Consider the following 26,220-nt stretch of genomic DNA (forward strand, 5'->3'; position numbering starts at 1 on the left):
CGGCGGCACGGGCTCACCCGGTCGTGGGTTCCGGGTTCGATCCTGCGGATCGCCCCGGAATGACGGAGCTCACCCGGCCGGGCGCAGCGTCTTCACCACCTCGTCGCTGGGCAGGTACTTGGCGCCGTCGGCATAGCGCCAGTCGACCATCGTGCCCTTGCCGTCCTTCAGCGCGGTCTTGCCGACGAAGGCCCCGAGCGTCGACTGATGGTCGATGGCGCGGTACTCGGCCGCCCCGAAGGCGGAGGGGAACTTCAGCCCCTTGAGGGCGTCGACGAGCTTCTCGGTGTCGGTCGAGCCCGCCTTGGTCAGCGCGGCGGCGATCGAGTTCATCGTGTCGAAGCCGACCACCGAGCCGAGCCGCGGATAATCGTTGAACTTCTTGACGTAAGCCTCGCGGAACTTGAGGTGTTCGGGCGTCTTGATGTCGGCCTGCGGATAACCGGTGACGATCCAGCCGACAGGCGCCTCGGCGCCGAGCGGATCGAGATATTCCGGCTCGCCGGTCAGCATCGAGACCACGGTGCGGCCCTCGAAGAGGCCGCGGGTGTTGCCCTGACGGACGAAGTTGGTCAGGTCGCCGCCGAAGGTGACGTTGAAGATCGCGTCGGGCTTGGAGGCTTCCAGCGCCTGCACGGTGGCGCCGGCATCGATGCGGCCGAGCGCCGGGAACTGCTCGGCGACGAACTCGACATCGGGCTTGGCCTTCTTCAGCAGTTCCTTGAACCACTTCACGGCGGACTGGCCATATTCGTAGTTCGGCGCCACGACGGCCCATTTCTTGGCCGGGAGCTTCGCGGCTTCCTCGACCAGCATCGCCGCCTGCATGTAGGTCGAGGGCCGCAGCCGGAAGGTGTAGCGGTTGCCCTTGGCCCAGACGAGCGCGTCGGAGAGCGGCTCGGAGGCGACGTAGAGCCGCTTGTTCTGGTTGGCGAAGTCGGCGATCGCGAGACCGACATTCGAGAGGAAGCCGCCCGAGAGCAGGTCGACCTTCTCGGCGTTGATCAGGTCGCCGGCATGGCGCACCGCATCCTCGGGCTTGCCGCCGTCGTCGCGGAAGATCGTCTCGATCTTGCGGCCGAGCGCACCGCCATTGGCGTTGATCTGCTCCAGCGCCAGTTCCCAGCCCTGACGATAGGGCTTCAGGAAGGCTGGCTGGGCCGTGTAGCTGTTGATTTCGCCCACCTTGATGGGCCCCGCCGCCTGGGCCCGCACCAGGGACGGCGCGGCGAGGATGGCGGCTCCGGCGGAGGCGCCGGCCAGAAGACTGCGACGGTCGATCGTCATGCCTGTTCCCCATGTCTGGCCCGGTGGCGGAGGCCCCGGTGCTCTTGGAAGATGTCGCATGCCGACGAAACCGCGTCAGCCGCGAATTCATTTGTATGCCTACGAATTTGAAGAGGCCCAAACTGGCTGTCAACGCCGAAAAATCAGCATGAACTGCGCAGGGCGGCGGCAGTCACGAGCCCGGTCCGGGGGCCGCCTGCGATCGTAATGAGCCCGTCAAGCGCGCCAGACGGGTCGCGGCGCGGAGATTCTGCCGAAAAAATAGGACAACGATGCTGCCCTTTTGCGCTTGTGAGGGCGAGGCGCCCTCCCTATATATGATGCACCGCAGCAGCGATGCTGCGTCGCCCTCCTTGGGCGTTTCCTCCCTAGACTTGGGCTGCGCTCACGCGCGGCCCTTTTTTCTTGTGGGGATATCGACGCCGGCCGGGCTCGATCAGTACCGACGTCCACGAGGGCGCGGATCGCCCGTCCAGGTGGCGGGGTCATAGGCGCCGACCCTCGGGGGAGCAGCCGTATTGTGAAGCGCATGGCTGACTCGGTCGATCGCCCGCACCATGATGCTCACCTCCCAGTCCGCTAGAGACTGCTCGCCTTGGGTGAGCCTGGGAAAGTTCAGAGGGACATTCATAAAATTGTGCCAGATCAGCCTTAGCCCGTGGCGTTTCGACAAGACCGTCTTGAGATAGTCCCGCCAGGGATCATTGTGGTTTGTCTGATTCACGCGGTTGGCAGGACCATGAGTCGTGCGGTCCCCCCAGTTCCAGTTGCTTAGAAAATGAGCACGCGTAGGTGTGGCCGGTCGTCCGCCCCATTGGAATTCGAGCGTTCCGTGACCGAACGGCACGCATGGCGTCAGCGGCCAGACCATGGACTGAAACAGTTCCTGGGCCTCCAGATCGGCGTCACCCTGCCGCGCATGGGGGTCGAAGATCTGCGATCCGTAGACGGATTTGCCCTCGAAGATCAGCTTCCCGCCGAAGCGCTTGATGCCCTCGCGGATGATCTTCGACATCTCCTTGGTTGCCGACTGGCCATAGACCGCATCGGTGGCGCCTTGTTTGTACCATCCCTCCTGCGCTCCCCGGAACGCAGCGAAGAATGCATCCCGCCCGGACATCTCGGGATCGAACGGAACGCCGCGATCGTCAAAGCCCATGACGCGATGAACGAATTCGGCGATGTGGACGTCGCGGTTCCTGAACAGGTCGTTGTTCATCCCGTAATACATGTCCATCATCTGCAGCCCGCCCTTGACTAACGCACCGGTGCGGGGCCCCGGATCGTAGAGCCGGATGATCCGCTTTCTGAAAATGCTGTGCGGGTGCGCCCGCGCCCTGTTGATCCAGTGCAAAGCGCCGCGGGCAACAGGGTTTCCCGTCGCGCCCCACCCGTTATGCAGGGCATTGGGGCCGACCGTGCCGTAGATGAACGTGCTCTTGCTGAACTGTTCTTCGATCATCCTTCTGGCCAGTAACTTGTTCTTTCCGAACGGCGTATACTCGATCTGGCTCAGGGCTCGGTTCCATCGCGTCTCGAAATCGTTCATCTGATCCTTCCCCTCGAGCGTTGGCCACGCTGCTGCCGACGCGACACTGATCGGCGGTCCAAATGTCGGGGTGCCGGATTCGACGTCGGATGGCTGTTGCCTAGGGAACAGCACAAGGCGGTCGAGCGAGCGTATCGGGTGCCGGACCTGCGCCGTCGCCTATGGCCTGAACCCTCAGGGCACCGGGGCCGGTGATGACGGGAGTTGGCTGGCGCCCGGCGTTGCGCGGCGACGCGGCCGGAATTTCGATCTCGCGGATGGGGAGCCCGCTGATCCAGGCGGCCCCTCCGTCCAGTCTCAACGCGAGAACTTCACCGGCACGGCGAGCGCGATGGTCCCGCCGCCCAGCCCTTCGGGCGGCGCCGGGACCGGGCTCGCCCGGCGGATCATGGCAACCGCCTCTTCGTCCAGCAGCGCATCGCCCGAGCCGCCGACGAGGCGGGCCGACAGGACCCGCCCCGAGCGATCGATGCTGAACGACACCTGGACCGTGCCCGGATTGGCGCCACCGGGGAAGCGCTTGTAGCGGTTGAGATGCGCCAGCAGCGTGCCGCGCCAGCTCGCCCGCGTGGCGGCGGAATCGGCGGCGGCCCCCGGGTTCGCTGCGGCCGCCGTCGGCGCGGCCAGCGCCTGCGCCATCGGCGCGCTCGTGCGCTCGGCCTGGGGCTTGTTCGGATGGATCGGCTTGGCGCGCGCGACCACCTTCTTGGGCGGCGGCTTGCGCTCGACGATGCGGGGGCGCGCCGGTGGCGGCGGAGGCGGCGCCAGCACGGCCGCGGCGTCAGGCAGCGGCGGCAGCTCCGGGATCCTGATCTCGGGTTCGGGCTGGACCACGGGTTGCGGCTCCGGCTCGGGCGGCGGCTCGACCGGAGGCGGCTCGACGGGTTCGGGCGGCAGAGGCTCCGGCGGCACGGGCTCCGGCGGCGTCTCCACGACGGGCTCGGGCTGCGGCTCCGGCTGGGCCTCGACCATTTCGGGACCGGGCGCGACCTCCTGCGGCGGCGCTTCGGGCGCCACGGGGAGCGGGGCGAGTTCGATCATCACGCCGGCCGGCGGCGCGCCCATCGCGGCTTCGGCGCGCTGCCACGTCACCATCATCCAGCCCGCCATGGCGTGCAGGCCGCCGACGACGAACGCCGCCAGCGTCCAGCGCAGCGCCGCTGGCCAGAGGCGGGCGCCCAGGCCGTTGGAACGGTCCGCCAGGTTCGCCAGCACGCTCATGGCCGCGCCGCCCCGGCAGCCGATGCGCCGGGTGCCGCCGGTGGCGCGCCCTGCCCGGTATCCTCGAGCCCGACCAGTGCGATCTTGAGATAGCCGGCCTGACGCAAGAGGTTCATCACCTCCATCAGCTCACGATAGGCGACGCCGCCATCGGCGCGCAGGAAGACGCGCTGCTGGCGGTCGCCGCTGGTCTGGCGATCGAGCATCGCGCCCAGCATCGCGCGCGGCACGCCGTCATTGCCGAGGGCGAGCGACAGGTCGTTCTTCACGGTCAGGAAGACAGGCGTCTCCGGCCGCGGCTGCGGCTGCGCGTTGGAGACCGGCAGGTCGACGGCGACGTCCACGGTCGAGAGCGGGGCGGCGACCATGAAGATGATCAGCAGCACAAGGATCACGTCGATGAACGGCGTGACATTGATCTCGCTGACCTCCCCGAGGTCGTCGGCCTGCGAATCCTTGAGCGAAACGGCCATGGCTCACTCCGCCGGGATGCGCGGCGGCAAGGCCGCCTGCGCCGAGGCCGCCTGCGTCGCAGCCACCGCATGCAGCATGGTGCGCCCCGGAGCCGCCGCGACCGCGGCGGGCGGGCGGTGCAGGCGCTCGAGGTCGCGCGAGAGATGCTGCAGGATCTCGGCCGAGGCGTCCGCGAGCAGGGCGCGGTAGCCGGTGATCGAGCGGGCGAAGACATTGTAGATGATCACGGCGGGAATCGCCGCCACCAGGCCGATTGCGGTCGCCAGCAGCGCCTCGGCGATGCCCGGCGCCACGACGGCGAGATTGGTGGTCTTGGCCTGGCTGATGCCGATGAACGAGTTCATGATGCCCCAGACCGTGCCGAACAGGCCCACGAACGGCGCGGTCGAGCCGATCGTGGCGAGCAGCCCGGTCCCCTTGGCCATGGCCCGCCCTGCCCGCGCCTCGATCCGCGACAGCGCGATCGCGACGCGCTCCTTGATCCCCTCCGGCTCCAGATCCGCAGAACGCTTCGTCTCGTCGAGCGCCGCCCCGAGCAGGGCGCCGACGGCCCCACGCATCCGGCCGCCCTGGCCGGCGATCGCGCCGGCGGCGTCCGTCAGGCTCTGCGCCTCCGAGAGCCGTCGCAGCGCCCGCCCCGCCCCGGCCTTGGCGGTGCCGAGTTCCAGCGCCTTGGCCAGCCAGATCGTCCAGGTCACCACCGAGGCGAAGGCCAGCCCGACCATCACCGCCTTCACGACGATGTCGGCGGCCATGAACATGCCCCAGGGCGACAGGTCGTGCGGCATCGCCGGCAAAGCCGCCGGCTGCGCGGCCTGCGCCGGGAGGCTGGGCATCGGTGTCTGCGCGATCGCAGGGGCCGTCGGATGGGCCGCACTCGGCGGCGCGATGCCGAATTGCGGCAGGGTCGGCGGCAGCGCGGTCGTCGGCGCGCCCGGCGCCGCCGCAGCAGGCGGCGGCTCGGCCGGCTGGGCCCGCGAGGGGGTCTGGACCGCAGCCAGGCCGATCACGGCGACGCCGATGGACAGCAGACCGATGCACAGGCGCGATGCTGCCCGACGCAGAAGCTTGGAAGACACCGCCTTCTCCTTGGAATAATTCAAAAAAAGCTTTGAATTCAATGTGATGCGCGGCGTTACGCCTCGTCCAAGCGTCTGCCGATGTCAAGGCGCTCGGCTTGGAGATCGTCGTCGCGGCCCGTGGCCTGCCTGTCTAGCCGTCGCGCTGGGCCAGGCCGCTGCGTGCGGGCTGGTCTGCGTTGTCACAACCATGTTCTGCAGGCATGAGAGGCCCGCGAAGGCTGGCACGGCGGGGCTCGACGATACATGGAACGCGCGACATCGATCGAGTCGGCCGATGCCGCTGCGATTCCGCTGAGGTACCGGCGCTGGAAGAACCATCCTGCGCCGGGCACCGATTTTCCCGACATCACGCCTGCGGCGACCGACGGCGCCACGGTGCGACAGGTGGTCGAGGCGCTGGCCCGGCAGCTGCCGGGCGATACCGAGATCATCGGCGGCATCGATGTCGGGGGTCTGGGCCTCGCAGGCGCGCTGGCCTATCGCAACGCGCTGGGCATGCTCGACATCCGCAAGGTCGGGTCGATCCGGGTCGAGGTCATTCGCACCATCATGGCGAATTACGAACTGGGCGACGGAGTGGCGATCTCCCGCGCGCACGGGATCGCAGGTCGCAGGCTGACGATCGTCGATGATTGCCTGATGACGGGAGGCCACGCCCTGGCCGCGATCAGGTTGATCCGCCGTCTCGGTGGCCACTGCGACACCGCGATGTTCGTCTTCGAACTGGACGGGATGGGGGGGCGCAGCCTGCTGGCGGGCGCCGGCATCCGCGTCCACAGCCTGCGGCCGCTGCCGCAGGCGGAGCCCGAAGCGCCGGAGGGCGGGCTGCCGGGCCCGCCCGCCGCATCCGCCTAGTCCAGAAGCTCTCGGATCCGCACCGCCAGTTCCAGGGCGCTGTAGGGCTTCTTCAGCCAGCTCGCCTCGGCGGCGAGTTCGCGCACCGCGACGCTCGGCTCGGCGAAGCCTGAGGTCAGGATGATCTTGAGGCCGGGCCGCAGGCGGCGCGCCGCGCGGGCCAACTCGTCGCCCGACATCCCCCCCGGCATGACGATATCGGTAAAGAGCAGCGCGATCTGCGGATCCGCCGCCAGCCTCTCCAACGCCTGGGCGGCATTCTCGGCCTCGAGCACGCGGTACCCGGTATCCTCGAGCCTGGCCACCGCGACCCGGCGCACCCTGGCGTCGTCTTCGACCACGAGGATCGTCTCCGACCCGCCCGGCAGGGCCGGCGGCGGCGCAGGCGCGTCGGAAGCAGCCCGCGGGGCCTCGACCGGCGCCATGCTGGCCGCTGGCAGGAACAGGCGCACGCTCGTGCCCTGCCCGACCTCGCTGTAGAGCTGGACATGGCCGCCGGACTGCTTGGTGAAACCATAGACCATGCTCAGCCCGAGGCCTGTGCCCGCCCCCACGCCCTTTGTGGTGAAGAACGGCTCGAAAGCATGCTGCCTGACCTCGGCCGACATGCCGCTGCCGGTGTCGGTGACCGAGATCAGCACATAGCTGCCGGTCCGAACCTCGGGATACATGCTGGCATAGTCCGAATCGAGCTTGGCTGCGGAGATCTCGACCGTCAGCCGGCCGCCGCGCGGCATTGCATCGCGGGCATTGAGCGTGAGGTTGAGCAGGGCGTTCTGCAGCTGCGACGCATCGACCAGCGCCGTGACCGGCGAACCCGACACGATGGTGCGCAGCTCGACCGTCTCCCCCAGCGCCCGGCGCAGCAGCGGCACGAATTGCGACACGAGCTGGCCGACATCGGCGAGCTTGGCGTTCAGCGGCTGCTTGCGCCCGAATGCGAGGAGCTGCGCGGTCAGCTTCGCGCCATCTTCTGCCGCGCTTTGCGCCTCGCGCAGCAGCGCGCGCGACCGGTCGTCGGTCAGGCGCCGCTCGATCATCTCCAGATTGCCGCTGACAACGGTGAGCAGATTGTTGAAATCATGGGCGATTCCGCCCGTCAGCTGGCCGACGGCCTCCATCTTGTGGGCCTGGCGCAGCTCCTCCTCGATGCGGTGGCGGCTGGTCAGGTCGCGGATGAAGCCGGTGAAGATCCGGCGGCCCGCCGCGCGCGCCTCGCCGATCGCCAGCTCCATAGGGAACTGCGTGCCATCCTTCTTCTGCCCCGTCACGACGCGCCCATAGCCGATGATGCGGCGCTCACCGGTGTCGAGGTAGCGCGACATGTAGCCGTCATGGGCGTCGCGGTCGGGCTGCGGCATCAGGATGCGGACATTGCGGCCGACCGCCTCGTTGGCGGCGAAGCCGAAGAGCCGCTCGGCGGCGGCGCTGAAGGAGGTGATCGTGCCCTTGTCGTCGATGACGACCATGGCCTCGGGCACGGTGTCGAGGATCGAGCGCAGATGCGCCTCGCGCGCGACGAGATGCGCCTGCATCGTCCGCAGATCGCTGACGTCGACATTGGTCTCGACGATCGCGAAATCGCCGTCTCCACCGGAATCGGCGACGACCCAGCGGCTGGCGACGAAAATGATGGCGCCATCCTTGCGGCGCTGGGTCAGCTCGCCCGTCCAGACCCCATGTCGGCGCAGATGGGCGGCGATATCGGCCAGGGGTTGGGGGAAAACCGTCTCGAGCAGATCGTAGGCGACTTGGCCGAGGGCTTCCGCCCGTGTCCAGCCATAGAGCGCCTCGGAGCCGCTGGTCCAGCGCGTGATGACACCGTCATAGCCGTGGACGATGATGTTGGCACTGTCGAGAATTCGCGCGAAATCGTCGAGGCTGAACTCGCTGGTAACCGTCACTCCCATGCTCGTTCAGACCTCGGCGCGATGTTGACTATTGCGGCCAGACAGCTTGCTGGACCGCACCGACCCCGGCTGCGCTTTTATCGTCGGCATCGATCTCGCCTGCAAGAGCGGCGAGTTTGCCGAGCTTGCGGACGACCATGGCATGGCGGCTGCTGGGTGCGATGACGCCGCAATTGGTCAGCCGGGTCATCGTCCGCGACACCGTCTCGATCGTCAGGCCGAGATAATCGGCCATGTCCAGGCGGGTCATCGGGATCTCGATCACCGGCTGGCGGGCGTCGTCGCCAAGGCGCCGTGCGATCACCAGCAGGAAGCTGGCGACGCGCTCCTCGGCGCTCTTGCGCGCCAGCAGCACCATCTGGTCCTGGGCTGCGGCCATCTCGTCGCAGAGGCAGGCGAAAAGCTGGGGCCGCAGCTCGGGCGAGCGGTTGATCTCGTCCTGAAAGCGCCCATGCTCATAGCGGCGCAGCTTCGTGCGGGTCACCGCCTCCGCGGTGTAGAGATACTGGTCCTTCAGCGAGACGCCGAGCAGATCGCCGGGATAGATGAACCCGGTGATGATCCGGCGACCGTCGCTCAGGATGCGGAACACCCGCAGGACGCCCTCGACGACCTCGAAGACATGGCGGGCGTCGTCTCCCTCCCAGAAAACGGCTGTGCCGGGCTCGAAGGTTTCGATCGGCTGGCCGCCGAACAGGCTGTTCAGGCTGGCGGGCTGGGGCGGAACCGTCGCGAATGGCCTGACAGCTCCGCGCGGCTGTGACATGGTGGCTTGCGAAAGCATCGGCTTATCATCCCTGATTGATCGACAGGCCGAATTGAAACGATTCCGGTAACGGCCGAACGCCGCCACAGTGACACTCCGTGCGAAGTTGTGACGGTTTGTAACAGCCGCGGTGGCGAGGGAGCTGAACTGCCTGACATGACCGAGCCTGCAGCCCGCAACGAACACATCCTCGTGGTGGATGACGATGTTCGCATTCGGCAGATGCTGATCCGTTATTTCGAGGATGAGGGATATCGCGTCACCGGCGCCGCCGACGGTGCGGCCATGCGCGACTGCCTGCAGCGGACCCCCATCGACATCATCCTGCTCGATCTCGTCCTGCCGGGCGGCGAGGACGGCCTGATGCTGGCGCGCGAGGTTCGCGCCCGCTCCGACGTCCCGATCATCATGCTCACCGGGCGCGACGACGTCGTCGACAGGATCGTGGGTCTCGAGGTCGGCGCCGACGATTACATCCCCAAGCCGTTCCACCTGCGCGAGGTCCTGGCCCGGCTGCGGACCGTGCTGCGCCGACGCCAGCCCGCCCCCGTGCAGCGGGCCGAGGCCGGCGACACGATCCATTTCGACGGCTGGCGGCTGGATCTCGGCTGCCGGCAGCTCATCACCGCCGCCGGGACGGAGATCATCCTCACCACCGGCGAGTTCGAGATGCTGGCGGCGCTGGCGCGCCATCCGGGCCGGGTGTTCTCGCGCGACGTGCTGATGGATCTCACCCATGGCCGCAGTCTCGAAGCGTTCGACCGGACGATCGACGCCCAGATCGCACGGCTGCGCAAGAAGATCGAGCCCGACCCGAAACAACCGACGCTGATCAAATCCGTTCGCGGCGTCGGCTACGTCTTCACCGGCAAGCTGTCGTCCTGAGGGCGCCCCCAGGGCGCGTCGAGGAGCGGACTCGGATCGAGGATCACGACGACGCCCCGGCCATCGCGCCGCTGGGGAGCCCGCAACTGCGGCAGCACCTTCGGCGAGGCCTCGCTGCGGATACGGATGGCCGCGCAATCCATCCGCCCGGCGATCGCGCACAGATCGTCGACGAGCGCAGAGGCGACGCCGGCCTCGTCTGCGGCGCTGGCGACGATGAAGACGGGGACGTCCAGAATCGGCCCATGGACAGCATGACGGCCCCGCGACCACAGGCAGAGGCCCTGGACATGACCGCGCGGATTGGTGGCGACGAGGACCTGCCGCTGCGGCGCATCCCGCTCCTGCCGCTTATGTAGCCCGTCGCAATAAGCCCGCCAGCGCTCGATCTCGAGCCGCGGCGTCAGCGCGCCAACCAACGGGAAAGCCGCATCCACGGTGTCTGGCGTGATCGGCGAAACGGTGTAGACCGCTGGCATGGCGAGGCTCCTCACCTGCGAGGGGACGGCTGCGACGTCACGCAGCCGCCCGGCCGCCGGCCGCCCCCCTGGCCGGGGCCATCGACGTGATCGGCAGCGACAGGTCGAGGACCATCCGCCCCTCGATGGCGCCCTGTTTCAGCCGTTCGAAAATCCGGTTGATGTCGCCGAGCGGGGCGGTGGCGATGCGGGCGGTGACCTTGCCCTCGGCCGCGAATGCGATGGCCTCGTCGAGATCCCGCCGCGTACCGACGATCGAGCCGCGCAGCGTGATGCGCTTGAGTACGACGTCGAAGATCGGGGTCGGGAACTCGCCGGGCGGCAGGCCGACCAGCACGACGGTGCCCTTGCGTCGCCCCATCCGCACGGCCTGCGCGAAGGCAGGCGGCGAAACCGCAGTGACCAGGACGCCCTGGGCGCCGCCGCCGGTCGCCGCGACGACGTCGTCGATCGCGCTCGGCGAGCGGGCGTCGATCACGACATCGGCCCCGGTCTCGCGGGCGAGCGCGAGCTTCTCGGCGGCGATGTCGAGCGCCACGACCTTGAGCCCCATCGCCTTGGCATATTGGATGGCGACCTGGCCGAGACCGCCGATGCCGGAGATCGCGACCCATTCGCCCGGCCGCGCCTCGGTCTCCTTCAGCCCCTTATAGGTGGTGACGCCGGCGCAGAGGATCGGGGCTATCGCCGCGAAATCCACCCCTGCGGGCAGACGGGCGGCGAAGGCGGCGGTGGCGATCGCATATTCGGCGAAGCCGCCATTGCAGCTGTAGCCGGTGTTGTGCTGGTGCTCGCACAAGGTCTCCCAGCCGGTCTCGCAATACTCGCAACGCAGGCAGGAATCATGCAGCCAGGCGACGCCGACCGCATCCCCTGGGACGAAGTCGCTGACGCCGGGCCCGAGCGCGGCGACCACGCCCGCGATCTCGTGACCGGGAATGAAGGGCGGTACCGGCTTCACCGGCCAATCGCCGTCGGCGGCGTGGAGATCGGTGTGGCAGACGCCGCAGGCCAGCACCCTGACGAGCAATTCCCCGGGCCCGGGCACGGGAATCGGCACATCCTCGACGACCAGCGGCTGGCCGAACGCCCGCACCACCGCCGCCTTCATCGTTGTCGCCATGAGCCGCTCCATCTGCCGCGACGCCGATGTTACGGCGTCGCTCGGACCGGACCTTGAGCGAGATCAAGCGATGGGGGGGATCATCGCCCCTGCGACGAGGCGGGCAGGCCCAGATGCCGGCGCGCCTCCTGGCAGACCGCTTCGCGCCCCCCCTCGGCGGCGATCTGCGCCCAGGCGACGCCTTCGGGGCGGTGGAGCGCCTGCGCGCGAACGACGTCGGGCGTCGCGTCGGAGGCATCGCCCGTGCGGGCATCGACGCGCGAAACCAGCGTCTCGATGCCCGCTTCGAGCCAGAGACCCTGGAACGCGGCGCCCGCGGCAGCGCCCACGGCCGCGATCTGCTCCCGGTCGGGCGCGCGGTCGAACACGGCGTCGGCGACGACGCCGTGGCCAAGGCGCAGAATCGCCGCAGCACCTGCCATCAGCTCGGCATAGACCGCCGCCGAGACCTCCGGACGATAGGCCTCGGACGGCAGACGGGTCTCCGCCGCCACGCCGAAGCGGCGCTTGCGCAGCCGGTCGCTGGCCAGGATGCGGGCGCCGGGCACCGGTCCGATAGCGGGCGCAACCGCCGCCGCGACCGTCGATTTGCCCGAGCCGGACAGGCCTCCGACCGCGACCAGCCGGGCCTCGCGCGGCGCCAGACAGGCCAGGGCGAGCCCGAGATAGGACCCGGCTTCGGCCTCGCTGGCCGCGCTCGGCGCGCCGGCGGCCTTGTCCTCTTGCGCCTGGAGCGCCACGACATGCGCCCGGACCGTGGCTCGCACCGCCATGAAGAAGGGCAGGAGCGGCAAACCCGCCTCGTCGCCGGTGGCATCGAGATAGCGGTTGAACAGCGTGTTCGCGAGACTGTCCAGCCCGCGATGCCAGAGGTCCATCAGGACGAAGGCGAGGTCGTAGAGGACATCCGTCGTCGCCAGCGCCTCGTCGAATTCGAGGCCGTCGAACAAGGTCGGCACGCCGTCGATCAGGCAGATGTTGCGCAGATGCAGATCGCCATGGCAGTGGCGGATCTTCCCGGCGCGCCCGCGGGCATCGAGCAGGGCGCCGTGGCGGGCGAGCGCCGCGCGGCAGGCGCCGTTCAGCGCCGCGACCTCGGCCGTGGCGAACAGATCGGTCAGCGCCAGCCCGCGCGCGTTGATGTCCAGGACCGACGCCATCGCCCGGGCGCCCGCCCCGCTGACATCGATCTCGGCCGCCCCGTGGAAGGCTGCGATCTGGCCAGCCAGCGCGGTCATCAGGGCCGGCGTCAGCCGCCCCTCCCCAGCCATCGCCTCGAACAGCCCGTCCGCGTCGAAGCGGGCCATCTCGACCGCCGCCTCGACCAGCGCGCCGGGGCCATCGAGCGCCAGGCGGCCGTCACTTTCGCGCGTGATGCGGCGCACGCCACGGTAGAGCATCGGCGCGGTGCGGCGGTTGAGCCGCAACTCGCGCTCGCAGGCGGCCAGCCGCAGCTGCGGCGTCGAGAAATCGAGATAGGGCAGACGCACCGGCCGTTTCAGCTTGTAGACCCGCCGGCCGAGCAGCAGCACCAGCGAGATATGCGTGCCGATCGTCGTCGCCTCGGCCGGCGCGACGCCGGCCTCCGCGCCCAGCAAGGCGATGATCTCGTCCTGAAAGTCGATCGTCATCGCGGCCGCCGGCATCCCCCGAGCACCCATCATCGGGCGACCGTGCCGCGATCCCGGCGCTGCATCAACCCCGCGGGAAACTCCGACCCGCCGGGCCTGCTCCCCCGGCATCTCCGGGCGGCCCGATGGCCGGAACCGCAACCGCGCCGGCCATCGCGGGAGAGGCTTGCCTAGAACCCTTCTAAATCATTGTTCTTGAACAGGAATTCTGGCTTCGCTATGTCCGGCTGCTCCCGGCGTCGCGGTTCGTCGTAGGCGACCGTTGCCGCCACTTCCCCTTGGCCCCCTCATGTCCCCGCCCCCGATCAACCTCGCGGCTCTCTATGCAGACGAGCAATCGCGCCTGCGCCGGCACCTCGTGCGACGCGGCCTGTCGGCCGCCGCCGCGGCCGATATCGTGCAGGACGCCTTCGTGAAGCTGTTGCGGGCCCCCCGGGACGAGATCCGCGACATCCGCGCCTATCTGCAGCGCGCCGCCGAAACCCTGGCGATCGACGCCTGGCGTCGCCAGAGCCGCAGCACCCTGGTGATCGCCCCGCTCGAACTGGCCGATGACGCCATCGCCGATCCCGGCCCCTCCGCCGACATGGCGATGATGGCGCGCGAAGACATCGACGCTCTCGCGGCCGCCATCGACGCCTTGTCGCCACGCTGCCGCGAGGTCCTGCTGCTGCACCGCTTCGATGGCCTGAGCTATGCCGAGATCGCCGCCAGGCTGGGCATCTCGCGAAACACGGTCATGGTCCATCTGGCCAACGCCATGACGGCGTTGCGGCGCCGCCTGCGCGAGAATGCAGCGGCGACCGGCTAATTCGTTTTGCCGGTCCGATCGTCTACAGAGGCAGGTGCAGGGACGCGACCGCCGTCGCCTCGAACCGCGAACCGGAGCGCGACGCTTGCCGCAGGCGACAGGACCGAGACCATGCCGGCAACGAGCGGGCCGATGACGCCGGAGGCGAACCCGGTCGATGACGCCGCCATCGCCTGGTTCGTCAGACTGCAGGACGAGCAGGCGACGGAGGCCGAGCGCGCCGGCTTCGCCGCCTGGCTCGCGGCGGACCCGGCCCATGCCGAGGCCTGGCGCGAGATCGAGCACCTCTGGGGCAGCCTCGGCCAGATCGCCCGCCCCATGCCGGTGGACGCGCCGGGGCGGGTGAAAGACGGACGCGCGCGCCGGCCTGCGGCCCGCAACTGGCGTCCGCTCGCCGCCGCCGCCGCCATCCTGCTCGCGATCATCGCCGGCTGGCAGTTCGTCCCGCCAGGCCTGATGGCCGATCATCGCACCGCCATCGGCGAGCGGCGCCTGATCGGCCTGACGGATGGATCGACGGTCGAGCTCGGTCCCGACAGCGCCCTCGACATCGCCTTCGCCGCGGATCGCCGGCGGGTCCGGCTGATCGCCGGCGAGGCCTTCTTCACGGTGGCGCCCCAGCCGGGACGCCCCTTTCTGGTCGAGGCAAGGCAAGGCCGGATCGAGGTGCTGGGAACGGCCTTCGACGTCAAGCTGGGGCAGGATGCGGTGTCGGTCGCCGTCGCGCATAACGCCGTTTCGGTCAGCGCGGCGGGCGGCCAGCCGGCCCGCCTCGATCAGGGACAGACCGTGAGCTTTGACGGCGGCGGCCTCTCGGCCATCGGCGCGGTCGATCCCGACAGCGTGGCCGCCTGGCGCCAGGATCTCCTGATCTTCCACGATGCGCCGCTGTCGCAGGTTCTGACCGAGCTTGCCCGCTACCGCCGGGGCCGGGTCCAGCTCCTGGGCACCGATCTCGGCGCCCGTCGCGTCACCGCCGTGTTCGACGCGCGCCGCCCCGACGCCGCGATCGAGACGATCGCCCGCAGCCTCGGGTTGCGGATGCTGCGGGCGACGAACCTCTTCATTGCCCTGGCCGATTGGTGAGCGCGAAAAAAATCGCAGCCCCGGCCTAATGACTCTGCGCCGCGCCAGCGTCTTCAGGACCGGGAGCCGGCTCGCCTGCCGCGTCTCCGCACAGTCTTGGGACAGGGACCAGGTGAACATGAGCGCCGACATCGCTATCGCAACGAGGCCCGCGCGGCCGGCCACGCTGACGCTCATGCTGGCGGGCACCGCGCTGATGGGCTGCATGGCCATGACGCCGGCGCTCGCCCAGTCGCAGCCAGCCGCGGCGGCGCGCGGCATCATCGCCATTCCCTCCCAGCCGCTGAGCGCAGCGCTGATCGCCTTCTCGCGGCAGACCGGCATCGAGATCGTGGTGCCCTCCTCGGTCGCAGCCGGCAAACGCTCGACAGCCGTCAGCGGCCCGCTGACCGCCCAGGCTGCGCTCGGCCAGTTGCTGGCGGGAACCGGCCTGACCTACCGCTTCACCAGCGCCACGGCGGTGACGATCGCCGGCGCCAGCGGCGCTGTGGCTTCCACCGGAGCCATCGAACCGGGCGCCATCGAGCTCGACACGATCACCGTCGCGGGGGGCTCGATGGCCCGCGGCGGCCCCAGCGAGATCCTGATCGGCCCGGCCGACCTCGCGCGCATCAATCCCTCCGATGCCCGCGAGCTCTTCTCGGGCCAGCCCGGCGTCAAGGTCGGCGGTTCGACGCCGATGTCGCAGAAGGTCTATGTCAACGGCGTCGAGGAGACCAATCTCGCGGTCACGATCGATGGCTCGCGCCAGAACAACAAGGTCTTCCACCACAACGGCACGACGCTGATCGACCCCTCCTTCCTGCGGGCGGTGCGCGTCGATGCCGGCGTGGCGCCCGCCGATGCCGGGCCCGGCGCGCTCGGCGGCGCCATCGCCTACGAGACCAAGGATGCGCGCGACTTCCTGCCCGGCGATGGTGTCGGCGGCTTCGCCAAGTCGCAGTTCAACACAAACGGCGCCGTCTTCACCAACAGCCTCTCGGGCTATGGCCGCCAGGGCGGCTTCGACATTCTCGGCTATGGCACGTTCGCCAGGGGCGGCAACTACAAGGCCGGCAATGGCCAGGAGGTGCTCGGCACCAAGAGCGACCTCCTCAGCGGGTTGCTCAAGCTCGGCTGGGAGGCGCCCTCCGGCGACCGCTTCCAGATCAGCCATGAGCGCGTGCGCGACGATGCACTGCGGCCGTTCCGCGGCAATATCGGTTTCATCACCGGGCGCCCCGTCTGGGAGCCGCGCCTGCGCCGCTACGAGATCGATCGCCAGAACACGGTGCTGAGCTACAGCCGCACAACGGCGCTCGGCTGGTGGGACCCCAAGGGCGTGCTCGCCTACAGCCGGACCAATGTCGACACGCCGATCTTCGAGCGCCCGCTCGGCGCCAGCACGGTGCCCGTGACCTATCCCGGCACCGGCACGACCGACAGCTTCAACGGCAAGTTCGAGAACCGCTTCGGCCTCGGCAGCCTCGGCAGCCTCACCGCCGGCGTCGATTTCTACAAGGACAAGGCGCTCTACAAGGACCGCAACTTCCGCGCCGACGAGAAGGCCAGCAATGCCGGCCTCTACGCCCAGGCGAGGCTGACCCCGATCGAGCGGGCCCGGATCTCCTTCGGCCTGCGCGGCGACCGGCAATGGTTCACCGGCACGACCGGCCGGGAATGGGACAATGCCGGCCTCAGCCGCAACATATCCGGCGAATTCGACCTGATCCCCGAGCACCTCACGCTCAAGGCCGGCTATTCGCATGTCTGGGGCGGCATCCAGCTCGCCGAGAACTTCATCATGAACCCGGCCTGGAACTACGGCACGGGCATCAGGCCGGCGACGTCCGACAACGTCACCGCCGGGCTGGTCGCGCGCTGGCAGGGCTTCACCCTCGAAGGCTCGGTGTTCCGCACCGTCCTCGATCACGCCCGCGCCGCCCGCTACGCCGCCGCCAGCGCGACGCTGACCCGCGAGGTCGAGTCGCAAGGCTACGAGATCGGGCTCGGCTATGCCTGGGAAGACGGCTTCGTGCGCGCCAAATACGCCGATGTCGATGTCCGCATCGACAACCAGCGCGCCGATTCCGACACCGGCACCTATCTGGCGACGCCGATCGGCCGGATCTGGACGCTGACCGCAGCCCACACCTTCAAGCCGTATGGCGTCACCATCGGCGCGGATGTCGAGATCGTGCGCGACTACAAGAAGGTCGCGCCGGGCAGCCAGCCGCTCAAGGGCTATGAGGTCGTCAACGCCTTCATCGAGTACAAGCCGCTGCAGCTCCAGAACCTGACCTTCCGCGCCGAGGTCAAGAATCTGCTCGACCAGACCTATGCCGACCGCGCGACCTATGGCCAGGAGTTCGGCACGGTGACGCCGCTCTACCAGCCCGGGCGCAGCTTCGTGCTCACCGCGTCGTCGCGCTTCTGATGGCCGGTCTCCTCCGGGTCGGCCTCGCCGCGCTGTGCCTGCTCTTCGCCCCGGTCCCGACCGAGGCGAAGCAGGTGACTGATATCGCGGGCCGCAGCGTCACGATCCCCGACCGGGTCGAGCGTATCATCATCGGCGAGGGCCGCTACATCCCCGCCCTCGCGATCCTCGACCGCGACGATCCCGTCGGACGCATCGTCGGCATGATGGGCGAGTATGAGGCGGTCGATCCCGCGACCTATGCGAAGTACCGGGCGGCCTTTCCCAAGATCGCGCAGATCGCCCGCATCGGCCGTGCCTCGCGCGAGAGCTTCAGCCTCGAAAGCGCGATCACGGCGCAGCCGCAGGTTGCGATCTTCGGCCTCGACGGCCACGGCCCCGATACGCGCTCGGGCGAGGTCATCCGTGCCCTGGAGGCGACCGGCACCGTCGTCGTCTTCGTCGATTTTCGCAGCGATCCCCTGGTCAACACGCCGAAATCGATGCTGCTGCTCGGCCAGGTCCTGGGCCGCGAGGCGCAGGCCGAGGCCTTCGTCGCCGCGTGGAAGCAGGCGCTCGCCACCGTCACCGACAGGCTGGCCCGCGCCGCCCCCGCACCGACCCGCGTCTTCATCGAGAGCCGCGTCGGCCTAGACGCCGCCTGCTGCGAGACCATGACGCGCGGCATGATGGGCCGCTTCGTCACGGCCGCCGGCGGCGTCAACATCGCCGAGGCGCTGGTTCCCGGCGAGGCCGGTGTCGTCAACCTCGAATGGCTCGTGGCCAACCCGCCCGACGTCTATATCGGCACCGCGATCGGCAACGCCGCCGCCAGCGGCGACAAGCCCTGGCTCGCGCTCGGCGCCGATGTCCCGGCCCCGGTCGCCCGCATGACGCTGCTCCGCTCGCTGACCCGGCCCGGAATCGCCGGTCTACCGCCGGTGCGCGACGGTCGCGCCCACGCGATCTGGCACCATTTCTACAATTCGCCCTTCAACGTCGCCGCCGTCCAGGCCTTCGCGACATGGCTGCACCCGACCCTGTTTGCCGATCTCGACCCGGCGGCGACGCTGCGCGACCTGCATGCGCGCTTCCAGCCTTTCCCGATCGACGGCGCCTACTGGATCTCCGCGAAATGACGCCCGATGCCCCCGCCCCGCCGCGCGACGAATGGCAGCTCGAAGTGGTCGAGGCCTTCGACCTGACGCCGCGCCTGCGCCGCGTCGTCTTCACCGCCGCACATCTCGACGAGCTGCATTACCGGCCCGGCCAGGCCCTGGTGCTGCGCATGCCGCTGCCCGAGGGCGGCACCGGCCGGCGCGACTACACCATCCGCTCGCTCGATCCGGCCGCGCAGGGCCTGGCGATCGACTTCGTGCAGCATGGCGAGGCGCCGGCCTCGACCTGGGCGCGCCGGGCCCGGGCCGGCGACACCCTGTCGGCGGCCGGCCCGCGCGGACGCACTGTGCTGGCAGCGCAAGCCGACTGGCATCTGTTCTGCGCCGACGAGACCGGCCTGCCCGCCGTCGCGCATCTGCTCGAGACGATGTCCCCCGGCGCCCCGGCCTTCGCATGGCTCGAGATCGACGGCGTACGCGACCGGCTTGTGCTGTCGACACAGGCCGCGCTGACGCTGGAATGGGTCCAGCGTGATGGCCAGCGGCCGGGACCGAGTTCGCTCCTGCTCGACTGCCTCGCCCGCTTCACGCTGCCGCCCGGCCGCGGTCAGGCCTATCTCGTCGGCGAAACCAGCAATGTCCGGGCGCTGCGCCACCATCTCGTCGCACGCGGGTTCGAACGCGGGCAGATCGCGTCCGAAGGCTACTGGCGCCCCGGTCGCATCGGCGGGCATGATCACGTCGACGACTAAGCCTCGAGCCACGCGCCGCCGGCCGGCCGCATGCTTCACAGGCTGACGACCTCGCCCGGGGCGACGGCGTCCTTCAACCATCCTCGGGCGGCGGCGCCGGCTGAACGGGCCTGTCGCCGACCCCGGCCGGCAGCGCCGCGAAGACCACCCAGCCCTGGCGCAGCCGGGTCAGCGTGGTGACGAGGCAGGCGGCGGCGAAGACATAGGCGATGAGGGGAAACGACGCGGGGAAGACGCACATCAGGGCCAGCGCGGCGATCGTCTCGGCGCCTTCGGTGAGACCGGTGAGGTAGTAGATCCCCTTCTGCGGATAGACCTCGCTGGTCAGGCCGCGCTTGGCGGCGATGACGGCGAAGGCGAGGAAGCTCGATCCCGTGCCCATGAAGGCCGCGAGCAGGACCGCCGCAGGCAGCGCGTTGCGGGCCGGATCGGCCAGCGCGAAGCCCAGCGGGATGCAGCCATAGAAGGCGAAGTCGAGGCTGATGTCGAGGAAGGCGCCGCGCTCGGTCGGGCCGTTCAGCCGCGCCACCGCCCCGTCCAGCGCATCGAACAGCCGGCTGACCAGGATCGCCACCAGGGCCACCCCGTAGAGCTGGAAGACTAGCGCCGGCACGGCCCCCAGGCCGATGACGAAGCCCGTCACCGTCAGGCCGTCCGCGCCGACACGGCGCCGCGCCAGCGCCGCGGCGACCGGCTGCAGAACGCTTTTGACGATGGGCAGGAGAAGGCGGTCCAGCATGGCTAGCCCCGCCGCCAGCGACGCAAGCCCGCGACCAGCGCCGGCAGCCGGTGCGCGACATCCTTGCAGAGCCAGGCAGAGATCCCGAGCAGAGCCGAGGAGGCGAACACGCCGCCGGAAGCGACGCCCGACGGCCCGTCGATCTCGACAAACAGGGAACCGGCACAGCCGGGGCTCCCGCGGCGATCAGCGGCCGTCCCCTGCAAGGTTCGCGCAGACCTGGTGGCCACCATGAGGCTTCGACGACGCATGCTGCCATGATGCCCCAGCCCCGCGGCGATGTCGTCCTGATCGGTGGCGGCCATGCTCACATTCAGGTCATGACGGCCTTCGGCGCCAGGCCCGAGCCGGGCCTGCGCCTCATCCTGATCATCGATCGACGAGACGCGCCCCATCCCGGCATGTTGTCCGCCCATCCGGCCGGGATTCCCGATGTCAGGCTTGGCGTTCGACACGAAGCGGAAACGTGCCGCGCTTCAGCAGCGGCGCGAAGCCGGCATCGAGACGCCCGAGCCGGACCAGCCCGCTCGAATGGCGGTAACCCGCATGATAGAGCGCGAGATTGCCCCAGGGTGCATAATAGCAGATGTCGCCGGGCGCCTCGTGGCCGAAGGGCCTGGCCCCCTCCATCGTCAGCTTGCGCGGCAGATAGCTGATCTTCTCATTGGTCGAATAGTCCTCGATGGTCAGGTCGAGCGGCAGCAGCGCGGCGAAGTCGCGCGCGGTCGGGTTGTCTTCGAGCGTGGCCGAGAAACGCTGGTCGGCGAAGGCGAAGTGAACCTGCATCAGGGCGGTCTCCTTGGCGACGGGCGGTCTTTGCGCCCCTGCGAGTGTCGGCGCGAGGACGCCGGCCGCGCCGGCTGCCAGCAGCCGGCGGCGCGTCGGCGTCACAATGTCTCGGGTCATCGCACATGCTCCTTTTCGCGAGACGCAGCCCCGGTGAAGATCGAGGACGCCAGCAGCAGCGCGGCCAGATCGAAGGTGGCGGCCCCACCCGCGGCATCGAACAGCCACCCGCCAAGGGCGCTCCAGGCCCTCGCCTCGCCCTTCCGGGTTGCCCCCAAACTGCCATGCATGATGTCGATCCCGTCTGGACGCTGCGCGTGCATCCCCCTAGCGGGCGCAGAGCCATGCGATTAGACAGAATAATTCGCTAGCATTGATCGACAGGAAAACTGAATAAGCCGCGATGGTCGCAGCCGCTCAATGCGGTTGCACGCGCAGCGAATGCCGCGCGCGCCCCGCCGCTGGCAAGCCGCCGCCGTGGCGGCTCGCCACGGCGGCGGCTCACACCAGGTTCAACCGGCCATGCCCTTCAGATCGGTCTTCGACAGCGGCAGGCTGCGGATGCGCTTGCCGGTCAATGCGGCGACCGCATTGGCGACCGCCGGCGGCACGCCGGGCAGCCCCGGCTCGCCGATGCCCCCCATCGGGGCGCCGCTTTCGACGATGCGGACATGCACCTTCGGCATCCGGTCGGGCGGCAGGATCGGGTAGCTGTCGTAATTGCGCGCACGCGGCACGCCGTTCTCGTAGACGACCTCTTCGAACAGGGCCGACGACAGGCCGAGCGCGACCGCCGACTGGACCTGCGCCTCGATCACCGCGGGGTTGACGATGCTGCCGGGATCGATCGCGACCCAGACATCATGCACCACGATATCCCCGCCGTTCAGCGAGACCTCGGCGATCGTCGCCACCTCGCTGCCGAAGGGCGAGGCCATGGCCACGCCGCGGGCGCGCCGGCTGCCATCGGCGGCGGAGAAGGGACCGCGCCGCCAGCCGCCGGACAAGTCGCCGACGGCCTGCAGCAGGGTCTTGTGCCGCGGGCTGTCGCCGAGCAGCCGCAGCCGGAGCGCGAAGGGGTCCTGCTTGCCGGCATCGGCCATTTCGTCGAAGAAGGTCTCGTAGAAATAATCGTTCATCGAATGGCCGACCGAGCGCCAGAAGCCGATGATCGCGGGATCGTCGACCGGCAGCTGCGCGATGCGGCGATGGGGAATCGCATAGGGCTTGCCGGCGATGCCTTCGACCGCGGAGTCGTCGGCCTTGTCGGCCGCACGGCCGAACCAGCGGCCGACCGGCCCCTCGCCGATGGCCACCGCCTGCAGCGCCACCGGCAACCCGTCCGCGTCGAGCCCCGCCTTGAACCTCGCCACGCTCAGGGGGCGCAGCGCGTCGCGCAGGAACTCCTCCTCGCGGCTCCAGATCACCTTGACCGGCCGCCCGACGGCCTTGGCCAGGAGAATGGCCTGGGTGTAGGGCGCCGCCGCCTGATAAAGGAAATGCCGGCCGAAGAACCCGCCCAGCACCGGCGAATGCAGGATCACCTTGTCGGGGGTCAGGCCGGCCACCTTGGCGGCATCGGCCTGGAACATCTCCGGCGCCTGGTTGGGCAGCCACAGTTCCAACCGGCCATCGGCGTTGAAGCGGGCGATCGCCGAGGGCGGCTCGAGCTGGCCATGGGCGAGATACGGCGCGTCATAGGTCGCCTCGACCACCGTCCTGGCGCCCGTCAGCGACGCCGCGACATCGCCCGCCGTCTCGGCGGCAATTCCTTCGCCCGTCGCAGCCGCCAGCGCGGCGCGATGCGCCTCGGAGGAGAAATCGGCCGGCATGACGCGCACGCTCGCCGAAGGCGACGCCGCCCAGGTCACCTGCAGCGCCTCGACGGCGCGTCTCGCCCGCCACCAGCTCGTCGCGACGACAGCGACAGCCCCCGGCAGGCGGTGGATCGACTGCACGCCCGGCATGGCGCGCACCTCGGCCTCGTTGGCGATCGCCGCCGGATCGAGCCCGAGCCGGCTGCCATGCTGCACGGCGGCATGGACCATCCCCTCGACCTTGAGATCGATGGCGTATTGTGTCTTTCCAGTCGCCTTGTCGCGGACGTCAAGGCGCGGCACCGACTTGCCGATCCAGCGGAAATCAGCGCTCGCGCGCAGGCTCACCTGCGTCGGCACGGGCAGCGCCGCCGCCGCCTTGGCGAGCGCGCCATAGGCGAGGCTGCGCCCCGACGCCTTGTGCAGCACGCGGCCCGGTTCGGTCGACAAAGTCGCGACCGGCACCTTCCACTGCGTCGCCGCCGCCTGCATCAGCATCGAGCGCGCCGAGGCGCCGAGCCGGCGCATCGTGTCATAGCTCTTGCGCACCGACATGCTGCCGCCGGTGAAGCGGGCGCCGCCGAGCAGCAGATAATCGGGACCGGGAGGCGCGCCTTCGATGACGAAGCGCGTCGGCTCCACATCGAGCTCCTCGCCGACGATCTGGGCCATGGCGGTGAACACGCCCTGCCCGCCCTCGATGAAGGGGCTGCGGAACAGCACCGTGCTGTCGGGGCGGATTTCGAGGAAGGCGCTCACGCGCGTACCGGGCTTGATGCCGGCTGCGGCGTTCTGTGCGCGCGCGCCCTGCGGCAGCGCGACGCCCAGCACGAGCGCGCCGAGCCCGCCGACGACGCTGCGCCGGGAAGGCTTGAAGGGGTCGGCGGCCGAGGCCTGCGACGGAAGCGGGAAAGAGGCGTTCATCACAATCTCCCTCAGCTTCGGGCGGCGTCGCGCACGGCGGCGGCGATCGCGTTGTAGGTGCCGCAGCGGCAGAGATTGAGCATCGCGCCGGAGATGTCGGCATCGCTCGGCTGCGGCATCTGCTTCAACAGCGCCGTCGCGGCCATCACCTGGCCGGACTGGCAATAGCCGCATTGCGGGACCTGATGGGCGACCCAGGCCTCGACCACCTTGCGGCCGACCGGATCTGCCTCGACGGCCTCGATCGTGGTGATGGCGGCGCCGGTGACGCTTTCGACCGGAGTGACGCAGGACCGCGTCGCCTGGCCGTCGATCATCACGGTGCAGGCCCCGCATTGCGCGACGCCGCAGCCATATTTGGTGCCGGTCAGACCGAGCTCGTCGCGCAGCACCCAGAGCAGCGGGGTGTCCGGCTCGACATCGACGCGGTGCTTCGTTCCATTGATCGTCAGTTCCATCGCCATCTCCTGCGGGCGGACGCGGCACACTCCGCATGGGTCCGCGACAATTTCTGTCCGCTACAATTTTGGATGGGTCCAAACTAGGGCAAGTTGGCCCTATCGCTAAGCCGTCAGATCCACTTACATATATGGCTCAGGCCGATAAATCGGCAGGCGAGGATCCGGCATGCTGCGCGAGGATTTCAACGATCTTCTCTGGTTCCTTGCGGTGGCCGAGGAGCGGAGTTTTACGCGCGCGGCCGCACGCTTGGGTATTACCCAGTCGACGCTCAGCCACACGATCAAGCAACTTGAAGCCCGTCTCGGGATTCGCCTGCTGGCGCGCACCACCCGCAGCGTCGCCACCACCGAGGCGGGCGAGAGATTGCGTCAATCGCTGGCGCCGCGCGTGGCCGAGATCGACGCCGAGATCGCGGCGCTGATGCATTATCGCGACAAGCCGGCCGGCACGATCCGCCTGACCCTGTCGGACCATGCCCTGGACGGGCTGGTCTGGCCCAAGCTGAAGCCGGTCCTGTCGGCTTATCCCGACATCAAGATCGAGTTCAGCATCGACAATGGTCTGCGCAACATCGTCGAGGACAATTTCGACGCCGGCATCCGGCTCGGAGAAAGCGTCGAAAAGGACATGATCGCAGTGCGGATCGGGCCCGACTGGCGCCTCGTCGCAGTCGCATCGCCCGCCTATCTCGCCGCCCATCCCGCCCTGCGGCACCCCCACGAACTCGTTGCGCATAACTGCATCAACATGCGCCAGGCGCGCGCCGGCGGTCTCTACGCCTGGGAGTTCGAGAAGGACGGCCAGGAACTGCGCGTTCGCGTCGATGGCCAGCTCACCTTCAACACCTCGCTGGCGATGATCGACGCGGCACTGAACGGCTATGGCATCGCCTATGTGCCGGAGGATCTGGTGACGGCCCATCTCGCCAGCCGGGCCTTGACGCTGATCCTCGACGACTGGTCTGCGCCGTTCCCGGGCTATTACATCTACTATCCCAGCCGGCGCCAGAACCTGCCGGCCTTCAAGGTGATCGTGGAGGCGCTGCGGCACGGAAGCTCCACGACCGATGCGCCGCAAGGGCGTGCGCCCGACGGTCGGCCCTCCCCGCCGGATCCCGAGCAGGGCGGCGGCGATGCCTGATCAATGGCGATTTGGCTGACGCCTGAGGCATCGCCTGCGGCGGCGGTTTCAACCCCGGCCCGCGCCGGTTTCGAGCCGCTCGAACAGCCATACCGCCACCGCGCCGTAGATGACGTGGCCGACGAAGCTCATATAGGAGAGTTCACCCCCCTCCCCGAGCAGGTAGAAGGACAGCCCGCCGACCGGCGCCATCAGGCCGAGCGCGTTGAACCAGGTGAAATTGCCCCAGCTGATCGCATCCGCGATCAGCGGGCTGCGGTTGATCAGCCGCGTCGCGATCAGCCCGACCGCCGCCGTCCAGAAGATGAAATGGATCGGGGCGAAGGTACCCGCGGCGATCAGCCCGGCGATGCCGGCGCTGAAGGTCACGAAGACGATGGCGTCGAGCACGACCGGCCAACGCGGCACGAAGCGCGAGATCACGAAATAGGCGACCGGATAGCCGACGATGCCGACGCCGTAATGCAGCGCCTCGCGGATCAGATAGGGCACCGACAAGCCGAGCCTGTGCTGGGCGATCGCGTCGATCAGCCCGGCGGGCTCGAGCGGGTAGCCCAGCACGGCCTTGGTCAGCACGCGGGCCCAGACCTCCCAGATCAGCAGGCCCGCCAGCCCGCCGGCGAAGAGGTGAAGGGCCGTTCGGCTCTGGACGGTCGCGGGTTTCGTATCGGCTGCCATCGTCATCATCGGTCTCCACCCATCGGTTCTGCTGGGACATGCGCTGAAGCCGACTTCGTTCGCCGCATCAGCTTGGTTACCGAAGGATCGTCGGACTTTTTGGCGCCGCCGCACCGCCGCACATGGCGCAGGCCCGCGGCGACGCCGACGGGCATCGGCAGCAGGACGGCGCGATGGTCTCAGCAAAGTTTATCTATCAGACAATCTGTCAATCAGTTGACAGAAGCCGGCTGGGCATATCACATCACGA

25 protein-coding genes are annotated in these 26,220 nt (G+C 69.1%); 8 read left to right on the forward strand and 17 right to left on the reverse strand.

All coding sequences use genetic code 11. The features are described from left to right. Nucleotides 1-69: 69 nt before the first annotated feature. The 5 genes from Q8S38_RS19280 to exbB all read right to left on the reverse strand — a co-directional run bounded on the left by Q8S38_RS19280 (nt 70) and on the right by exbB (nt 5,610). Nucleotides 70-1,287 (reverse strand): ABC transporter substrate-binding protein, encoded by a 1,218-nt coding sequence (locus Q8S38_RS19280; protein ID WP_069055391.1) that lies wholly within the window; start codon nt 1,285-1,287, stop codon nt 70-72. Nucleotides 1,288-1,723: 436 nt separating this feature from the next. Next, nucleotides 1,724-2,836, reverse strand: a complete 1,113-nt coding sequence (locus tag Q8S38_RS19285; protein ID WP_305681957.1) for a hypothetical protein — start codon at nt 2,834-2,836, stop codon at nt 1,724-1,726. 297 nt (nt 2,837-3,133) lie between these two features. Continuing rightward, the gene (locus tag Q8S38_RS19290; RefSeq protein ID WP_305681958.1) at nt 3,134-4,057 is read right to left on the reverse strand and encodes an energy transducer TonB family protein; all 924 of its coding nucleotides are present in this window, start codon (nt 4,055-4,057) and stop codon (nt 3,134-3,136) included. Continuing rightward, nucleotides 4,054-4,530, reverse strand: coding sequence for a TonB system transport protein ExbD (gene exbD / locus Q8S38_RS19295; protein ID WP_305681959.1), 477 nt, complete (start codon nt 4,528-4,530; stop codon nt 4,054-4,056). The genes Q8S38_RS19290 and exbD overlap by 4 nt, the downstream gene beginning before the upstream one ends. A 3-nt stretch (nt 4,531-4,533) precedes the next feature. Next, entirely contained in the window at nt 4,534-5,610 is a 1,077-nt protein-coding gene (gene exbB / locus Q8S38_RS19300) for a tonB-system energizer ExbB (protein WP_305681960.1), read from the reverse strand. A gap of 246 nt (nt 5,611-5,856) precedes the next feature. Here exbB and Q8S38_RS19305 point away from each other — a divergent pair, with 246 nt between their 5' ends. Further along, a complete protein-coding gene (locus Q8S38_RS19305) occupies nt 5,857-6,468 on the forward strand; it encodes a type I phosphoribosyltransferase (RefSeq protein WP_305681961.1) in 612 nt (203 codons plus the stop codon). On the opposite strand, the gene Q8S38_RS19310 is transcribed toward Q8S38_RS19305, so the two are convergent. Further along, entirely contained in the window at nt 6,465-8,372 is a 1,908-nt protein-coding gene (locus Q8S38_RS19310) for a hybrid sensor histidine kinase/response regulator (RefSeq protein ID WP_305681962.1), read from the reverse strand. The two genes, Q8S38_RS19305 and Q8S38_RS19310, sit on opposite strands and share 4 nt — an antisense overlap. A 34-nt stretch (nt 8,373-8,406) precedes the next feature. Then, nucleotides 8,407-9,162, reverse strand: coding sequence for a helix-turn-helix domain-containing protein (locus tag Q8S38_RS19315; protein ID WP_305681963.1), 756 nt, complete (start codon nt 9,160-9,162; stop codon nt 8,407-8,409). A gap of 138 nt (nt 9,163-9,300) precedes the next feature. On the opposite strand from Q8S38_RS19315, the gene Q8S38_RS19320 reads away from it, so the two are divergent. Continuing rightward, a complete protein-coding gene (locus tag Q8S38_RS19320) occupies nt 9,301-10,029 on the forward strand; it encodes a response regulator (RefSeq protein ID WP_305681964.1) in 729 nt (242 codons plus the stop codon). Here Q8S38_RS19320 and Q8S38_RS19325 read toward each other — a convergent pair. The 3 genes from Q8S38_RS19325 to Q8S38_RS19335 all read right to left on the reverse strand — a co-directional run bounded on the left by Q8S38_RS19325 (nt 9,999) and on the right by Q8S38_RS19335 (nt 13,262). Then, nucleotides 9,999-10,508 (reverse strand): hypothetical protein, encoded by a 510-nt coding sequence (locus Q8S38_RS19325; RefSeq protein WP_305681965.1) that lies wholly within the window; start codon nt 10,506-10,508, stop codon nt 9,999-10,001. The two genes, Q8S38_RS19320 and Q8S38_RS19325, sit on opposite strands and share 31 nt — an antisense overlap. A 37-nt stretch (nt 10,509-10,545) precedes the next feature. After that, complete coding sequence (adhP, locus tag Q8S38_RS19330) at nt 10,546-11,631, reverse strand: alcohol dehydrogenase AdhP (RefSeq protein WP_305681966.1); 1,086 nt, start codon at nt 11,629-11,631, stop codon at nt 10,546-10,548. Nucleotides 11,632-11,711: 80 nt separating this feature from the next. After that, nucleotides 11,712-13,262, reverse strand: a complete 1,551-nt coding sequence (locus Q8S38_RS19335; protein WP_305681967.1) for a bifunctional aminoglycoside phosphotransferase/ATP-binding protein — start codon at nt 13,260-13,262, stop codon at nt 11,712-11,714. A gap of 289 nt (nt 13,263-13,551) precedes the next feature. Between Q8S38_RS19335 and Q8S38_RS19340 the strand changes: the two genes are divergently transcribed. From Q8S38_RS19340 to Q8S38_RS19360, 5 genes are all read left to right on the forward strand, one after another. Next, complete coding sequence (locus Q8S38_RS19340) at nt 13,552-14,073, forward strand: RNA polymerase sigma factor (protein ID WP_305681968.1); 522 nt, start codon at nt 13,552-13,554, stop codon at nt 14,071-14,073. 111 nt (nt 14,074-14,184) lie between these two features. Next, complete coding sequence (locus Q8S38_RS19345) at nt 14,185-15,159, forward strand: FecR family protein (RefSeq protein ID WP_305681969.1); 975 nt, start codon at nt 14,185-14,187, stop codon at nt 15,157-15,159. Nucleotides 15,160-15,277: 118 nt separating this feature from the next. Continuing rightward, a complete protein-coding gene (locus Q8S38_RS19350) occupies nt 15,278-17,575 on the forward strand; it encodes a TonB-dependent receptor (protein ID WP_305681970.1) in 2,298 nt (765 codons plus the stop codon). Then, nucleotides 17,575-18,693: an ABC transporter substrate-binding protein gene (locus tag Q8S38_RS19355; RefSeq protein WP_305681971.1), complete on the forward strand. Its 1,119-nt coding sequence runs from the start codon at nt 17,575-17,577 to the stop codon at nt 18,691-18,693. Before Q8S38_RS19350 ends, Q8S38_RS19355 begins: the two co-directional genes overlap by 1 nt. Next, on the forward strand, nt 18,690-19,424 hold the full coding sequence (locus tag Q8S38_RS19360) for a siderophore-interacting protein (protein ID WP_305681972.1): 735 nt from the start codon (nt 18,690-18,692) through the stop codon (nt 19,422-19,424). Before Q8S38_RS19355 ends, Q8S38_RS19360 begins: the two co-directional genes overlap by 4 nt. A 73-nt stretch (nt 19,425-19,497) precedes the next feature. Here Q8S38_RS19360 and Q8S38_RS19365 read toward each other — a convergent pair whose 3' ends face one another. The 6 genes from Q8S38_RS19365 to Q8S38_RS19390 form a co-directional block, all read right to left on the reverse strand. Beyond that, nucleotides 19,498-20,163, reverse strand: coding sequence for a CDP-alcohol phosphatidyltransferase family protein (locus tag Q8S38_RS19365; RefSeq protein WP_305681973.1), 666 nt, complete (start codon nt 20,161-20,163; stop codon nt 19,498-19,500). A 2-nt stretch (nt 20,164-20,165) separates the two neighbouring features. After that, a complete protein-coding gene (locus tag Q8S38_RS19370; protein ID WP_305681974.1) occupies nt 20,166-20,618 on the reverse strand; it encodes a hypothetical protein in 453 nt (150 codons plus the stop codon). After that, entirely contained in the window at nt 20,599-21,069 is a 471-nt protein-coding gene (locus Q8S38_RS19375) for a cyclophilin-like fold protein (RefSeq protein ID WP_305681975.1), read from the reverse strand. The genes Q8S38_RS19370 and Q8S38_RS19375 overlap by 20 nt, the downstream gene beginning before the upstream one ends. Beyond that, nucleotides 21,066-21,239, reverse strand: coding sequence for a hypothetical protein (locus Q8S38_RS19380; RefSeq protein ID WP_305681976.1), 174 nt, complete (start codon nt 21,237-21,239; stop codon nt 21,066-21,068). The genes Q8S38_RS19375 and Q8S38_RS19380 overlap by 4 nt, the downstream gene beginning before the upstream one ends. A gap of 222 nt (nt 21,240-21,461) precedes the next feature. After that, a complete protein-coding gene (locus Q8S38_RS19385; protein WP_305681977.1) occupies nt 21,462-23,690 on the reverse strand; it encodes a xanthine dehydrogenase family protein molybdopterin-binding subunit in 2,229 nt (742 codons plus the stop codon). Nucleotides 23,691-23,701: 11 nt separating this feature from the next. Continuing rightward, nucleotides 23,702-24,148: a (2Fe-2S)-binding protein gene (locus Q8S38_RS19390; RefSeq protein ID WP_305681978.1), complete on the reverse strand. Its 447-nt coding sequence runs from the start codon at nt 24,146-24,148 to the stop codon at nt 23,702-23,704. Between the two features lie 169 nt (nt 24,149-24,317). On the opposite strand from Q8S38_RS19390, the gene Q8S38_RS19395 reads away from it, so the two are divergent. Then, nucleotides 24,318-25,292, forward strand: coding sequence for a LysR family transcriptional regulator (locus Q8S38_RS19395; RefSeq protein WP_305681979.1), 975 nt, complete (start codon nt 24,318-24,320; stop codon nt 25,290-25,292). A gap of 48 nt (nt 25,293-25,340) precedes the next feature. Here Q8S38_RS19395 and Q8S38_RS19400 read toward each other — a convergent pair whose 3' ends face one another. Then, entirely contained in the window at nt 25,341-25,976 is a 636-nt protein-coding gene (locus Q8S38_RS19400) for a hypothetical protein (RefSeq protein WP_305681980.1), read from the reverse strand. Nucleotides 25,977-26,220 lie beyond the last annotated feature (244 nt).

Source organism: Allobosea sp. (genome assembly GCF_030695125.1).
Taxonomy (GTDB): domain Bacteria; phylum Pseudomonadota; class Alphaproteobacteria; order Rhizobiales; family Beijerinckiaceae; genus Allobosea.